Genomic DNA, 4,810 nt, shown 5'->3' with positions numbered 1-4,810 from the left:
GATCAACCCACCGACCATGGAGAAAAAAGCTGCCTGAAATCCGAGATTTAGACACTCACCAATTCAACAAGGTGTTTCAAATTCATTGACACGCTCCGGGCGGCCAGGTTACCGCCATTACCCGGCCGGACCACACAACAGAAAAATTTGAGTACGACCGTGACGGAAATCTGCTCGTCCACATCGATGGCAAAGGCCAGACCACGCGATATGGTTACAACGGCCATGGTTTGCTCAATGAACGCATTGACGCCAACGGGCAAATGCTGCGTTACGCCTACGATAAGGCATTACGCCTGGTTGAACTGGTCAACAGCAATGGTGAATCGTACCGTTTTACCTATGACGTAGAAAGCCGCATGGTCAGCGAAACGGGGTTTGATGGCAAGACAACCACCTACGTTTATGACAAAGCGGGACAATTGATCGCCAGCGCCTGCAACGGCAGGCAAACAGAATTCGCCCGTGATGCACTGGGACAGTTGCTGGCAAAGAGTTGCGCCGATGGCGGTGTGCGTTACGCTTACGACGCGCTCGGCCGCCTGACTGCTATAGCATCGTCGCATGCCGAGCACCGGTTCCAATACGACCCTCTGGGCCAAGTGGTCGACGAACGGATGGCCTACGCCCGCCAGGCGTCACAACTGCCGAACGAAGTGCAGGAATTCGCTGCTGCCTTCACTTTGACGCACGCCTATGACGAGTTAGGAAACCGAATCCAGACCACCCTTCCCAACGGTCGCAAGATTGACACGCAGCGTTACGGCTCGGGCCACTGGCACGGTACGCTTTGGCAGGGTAAATCGCTGGTAGACCTGGAGCGCGATCATTTGCACCGGGAGACCACGCGCCAGCTGGGCGGCGAAAAAGAACGGTTGACCGAACGCCGTGGTTACGATCCGCAATCGCGCCTGAGTTCTTTTACGCTGAACAAAGGAACACAGCGCCTGCGCGAGCGCCGATATGAATATGACGCAGCCAGCAACCTGACCTTCATCGAAGACCATTTCCGCGGCAGCATCCGCTACACCTACGATCCGCTTGGGCAGTTGCTCTCGGCCGTACAGCCGGACTTGAGCGAAACCTTCATATTCGATCCCGCCGGCAATCTGCTCGACGCGGAAGGAGGCGGTAAGCCCGCGTCGATCGAGACCCGCAAAATTGTGCGTGAGCTGGATGAGCAGCCTTCTGCAAGCGTCGTGCCGGCAAGGATCGCAAAGGTCACCCACTACTTGCTGCTGCAGTATATGGGCCATGACTATGAATACGACGCGCACGGAAATACTATTCGCAAGCGTTCACGCGTGGCTGCGGGGGCAAACGATGAAGGCGTTCTTGAATTCTCTTACGATACTGAAAACCGGCTGACTACTGCCATCCGCACTTTCGCAAACTCAAGGCAGGTAGCACGCTACAGCTATGATGCGTTTGGGCGGCGCATCGCCAAGCAGGTCTCAGAAGAACGTTGGGAGGCAGGGAATGACGCGCCGCCCGCTGGTGTTACCGATACGGGCGCTCGTACGTTCTTCGTCTGGGATGGTGACACGCTGTTGCAGGAAGTGCGACCGGATAGAACGATCACCTATCTTTACGAACCAGACAGTTTCGTGCCACTCGCCCGAATTGAATCGCGTGAAGGGGCGGCCTGTTATAAGCCGGATGCTAGCCATTTATGCCTCGTGGAGGAATGGGCGCTGCCCGGCATCAAAAATGATCCGGCTGCACATATCCAGGTGTGGCATGCGCAGCAGGAATTCGACAAAGCGCAAGCCCATCGGGCAGACTGGCTCCACCGGCTCGAACAGGCCGACGGCGGATCCAGCACGGACCACATTCTTTACTACCAGTGTGATCACCTTGGCACTCCACTTGAGTTGATCGATGGCCACGGCAAGATTTTCTGGTCGGCGCGCTACCGCGCCTGGGGCGGCGTTCTGCGCTACGGAGCGACAGGGGTCGTGCAGGCGCTGCGGTTCCAAGGACAGTACTATGACGAAGAGACCGGACTTCATTACAACCGGCATCGCTATTACGACCCCGTTACAGGGCGGTTCCTGTCGCAAGACCCCATCGGACTCCGCGGCGGCGAAAACCCCTACATGTATGGGCCAAACCCTACGAGGTGGACCGATCCTAATGGGCTGAAGCGGACCCCGTACAGTGGAAATTGTGCCGACGAAGCGGCGCGTGGCGCACTGGATGCAGCTAATGCCAAAGCGATTAGAAAGAACAAAGAGTATGGTGGGCTGATTTATGAGAAGGGTGGTAAATATTTTGCAACAATTCCGGTTGCCGGCACCGATCGTACTTATAAGCCAATTTTTGCTCTACCACAGGTTCCGAATGGCGCGACAGTCGTTGGGGATTATCATACCCACGGCGACTATTCTATCGAGGGAAAAAATGGAAACGTTATTAGAACAAGTGATCCATTGCGAGATAGTTTTAACAGCGACGAATTTTCGCGCAGAGATAAGGAAATTCATATGGTGGCATCTTTAAAAAATAAGTGCCACAGATCCTATCTCGGCACCCCAAGTGGAAAATATAAAGTGTTACAAGGAGGTGTCGAACGTGATTTTTAATAAACATATCTTACCTGAGCTTGATAGTTTTCATCCACGGGATTTCAATTTGCCAGGCTCGGCTATCATGGCAATGAGCATTGCTTACGACGAGTTCATGATTTTCTCGAAGGGCGAATGGTCGCTTGATAATTACCAGATTTGCATTAGCTATACGGACGATATGGATTATATGTCCATTGCTTTTCTGCCCGACCCCGCTTATGAGATAAATGGGATACCGTTTGAAGTGGCTAGCCGGGGAATGTATAAAAATGGCCGTGGCGTTGAATATATTTATTCTTTGATGGATTTTTCATTGGTCAAAAAAATCCTTATGCGATAAGCCAACTCATTGACCGCATGGAAAGTGGGTTTCTAATATCAATGGTGGAGCAATGACAAATTTTAGTAAAGAAAAGCTTAGCACAATGACGGATTACCCCGGCGACATACTTCTCCGCGGTAAGGCACTAAAAATTATCAGCCTTGCTTGCAAAAAATATTTGGAAGATCAAGGGGATAAGGATTCACTAAAGTACTATGAGATCAACGTTAAAATCGACGATTCGCGCAATGTGGTTGAGGTTTACTTTCTTCTGACGAAAGGCGATGAGATTATCCTAAAAAAGAAGGATATTAATGAGATAATTAAGTATATTTTTGATTCTGATACCTACAGGCTGATTGATGTTGCGGCGATATGATTGTCATATATTGATATTATTCCGAGTAAGACCAGGCTCTGAAACATTGAGAGCGGACAACTAAACGTGAGTTGCCTGCCGGCGTGCCAAAGTGGTCCTGGGCGTGACGATACGTCTCGGATGGCCACACGTTGTTGGTGCAACCAGCTAAAATAATCACCTTTTTAAAAAAAGAATTTTTCAAGGAGGTGCTGAGCGTGTCTTCGTATAATGATAAATTGTTCGGTTTGGAAAATCTTTACCAGCGAAGCTTTAGCTTTTCTGGTGAGATCGTTAAGGCAGCGAATCTAGCTTACGAAGAGTTTATGCTTTTATCAAAAGGCGAATGGCCCTTAGATAACTATTCAGTATGCTTCAGCGTTACGGATGATTATCGATATACTTCCTTTTCTCTTATCCCAGATCCCGCTTATGAAATAGGTGGAATACCATTTGAAGTACCTTATCGCGGAATGTACAAGAACGGGCGTGGCGTGGTTTACATCTATGGCTTGGTGGACTATTCGCTGGTCAACACAACTTATATGCGATGAGAGTTACCATTGAGAATATCCGATGAAAATCAGAAGGAATTTTGTGGCGAATGGCAATGAATAGTAAAAACGAATGGGATGGACTGAAGTCGAATTTCCCAGGCAATGCTTTGTATAGAGGGAAAATATTGAAGTTTATAAGCATTGCGTATGAGAAATATCTTGAGCATGGGGGCGACGAGGCTTCGCTAAAGTATTACGACGTAGTTGTGGAAATAGATGAAGCTGGTAAATTTGTCGAAATATTGTTTGCCCTGAAAATTGTCGACCAGGCCATAAAGCCAACGATTGATCTCATGGACATTATTGGCTTCACATTTGACTTTGGCGACGGAAGGTTGATTGATGTCGCAACAGAACGGCGATAGCTCATCCTCATTTCTTCGGGCTGAAATTTGGCCGGCTTCGACCCGCTGCGTTGGTTGAGTCATTCAACGGGCACCGCGAGTCATCAAGAGACGCCATGACCAGCAAAACTATCGCCCTTCGCCAGTTTGATGGCACCGCCAACCTGATGAAGATTAACCTCTCCCCCTTGGCGCACGAGATCGTCCCGGCCCAAGAGACGGGCGAAGAGAAAATTGCGTTCGCGATGTTCGAGACTGAAGCGAGCAACCACCTGCCGGAATCCCTCGCCATGTTGGCGACTCCTGAAGGGCCCTTTTGATTTTCAACGGTACCATGTACCGTCCTAATGCCGAAGAAACCAAAGTGGAAATCACGGACCTAGGAGAGTTCTCGCACTTCCGCATTCTTCATCGAGGAACTCCGATTTTCACTATGACTTACAAGGAAAAATTCGGCATCGGCCTGCATCCCTACGCTCAGGGTCGCGAAGACATCGACTTCTACTTCTGGCTAAAAAGTCGGCCCTGAACAATTAAACGGCGCCTGAATCTAAAGGTGAAATGCGCAAATAACGCTGCTGAGATTTGCAAGGTTTCGCTAAAATGGGCGCAATTCCTTGCAAATTTTCGAGGGTTAGATGGGACCAAAACCAGCTGGA

The 4,810-nt window shown here is 49.9% G+C and carries 6 protein-coding genes and 1 pseudogene; all 7 read left to right on the top strand.

Annotated features, from left to right (window positions below):
* Nucleotides 1–116: 116 nt before the first annotated feature.
* Nucleotides 117–218 (top strand): annotated as a pseudogene (locus ASE26_RS32165) (hypothetical protein); the annotation flags it as partial.
* Between the two features lie 45 nt (nucleotides 219–263).
* Nucleotides 264–2,585: an RHS repeat-associated core domain-containing protein gene (locus ASE26_RS21750; RefSeq protein WP_057246933.1), complete on the top strand. Its 2,322-nt coding sequence runs from the start codon at nucleotides 264–266 to the stop codon at nucleotides 2,583–2,585.
* Nucleotides 2,575–2,910, top strand: coding sequence for a hypothetical protein (locus ASE26_RS21745; protein ID WP_156409984.1), 336 nt, complete (start codon nucleotides 2,575–2,577; stop codon nucleotides 2,908–2,910). Before ASE26_RS21750 ends, ASE26_RS21745 begins: the two co-directional genes overlap by 11 nt.
* Before the next feature lie 52 nt (nucleotides 2,911–2,962).
* On the top strand, nucleotides 2,963–3,271 hold the full coding sequence (locus ASE26_RS21740; RefSeq protein WP_055933694.1) for a hypothetical protein: 309 nt from the start codon (nucleotides 2,963–2,965) through the stop codon (nucleotides 3,269–3,271).
* A gap of 137 nt (nucleotides 3,272–3,408) precedes the next feature.
* Complete coding sequence (locus ASE26_RS30850; protein WP_156398083.1) at nucleotides 3,409–3,804, top strand: hypothetical protein; 396 nt, start codon at nucleotides 3,409–3,411, stop codon at nucleotides 3,802–3,804.
* A 56-nt stretch (nucleotides 3,805–3,860) separates the two neighbouring features.
* Nucleotides 3,861–4,172, top strand: coding sequence for a hypothetical protein (locus ASE26_RS21735; protein ID WP_057246930.1), 312 nt, complete (start codon nucleotides 3,861–3,863; stop codon nucleotides 4,170–4,172).
* Nucleotides 4,173–4,267: 95 nt separating this feature from the next.
* The gene (locus tag ASE26_RS21730; protein WP_057246929.1) at nucleotides 4,268–4,471 is read left to right on the top strand and encodes a hypothetical protein; all 204 of its coding nucleotides are present in this window, start codon (nucleotides 4,268–4,270) and stop codon (nucleotides 4,469–4,471) included.
* Nucleotides 4,472–4,810 lie beyond the last annotated feature (339 nt).

Source organism: Duganella sp. Root198D2, from assembly GCF_001428585.1.
Classification (GTDB): Bacteria; Pseudomonadota; Gammaproteobacteria; order Burkholderiales; family Burkholderiaceae_D; genus Rugamonas.
The sequence above is the reverse complement of the archived record's forward strand: the minus strand, read 5'-3'. Positions and strand labels throughout refer to the sequence as shown.

Coding starts and splice junctions, on each gene's coding strand:
- ASE26_RS21750 (WP_057246933.1), top strand. CDS start 264: ATGCTGCGTTACGCCTACGATAAGGCATTACGCCTGGTTGAACTGGTC.
- ASE26_RS21740 (WP_055933694.1), top strand. CDS start 2,963: ATGACAAATTTTAGTAAAGAAAAGCTTAGCACAATGACGGATTACCCC.
- ASE26_RS21735 (WP_057246930.1), top strand. CDS start 3,861: ATGAATAGTAAAAACGAATGGGATGGACTGAAGTCGAATTTCCCAGGC.
- ASE26_RS21730 (WP_057246929.1), top strand. CDS start 4,268: ATGACCAGCAAAACTATCGCCCTTCGCCAGTTTGATGGCACCGCCAAC.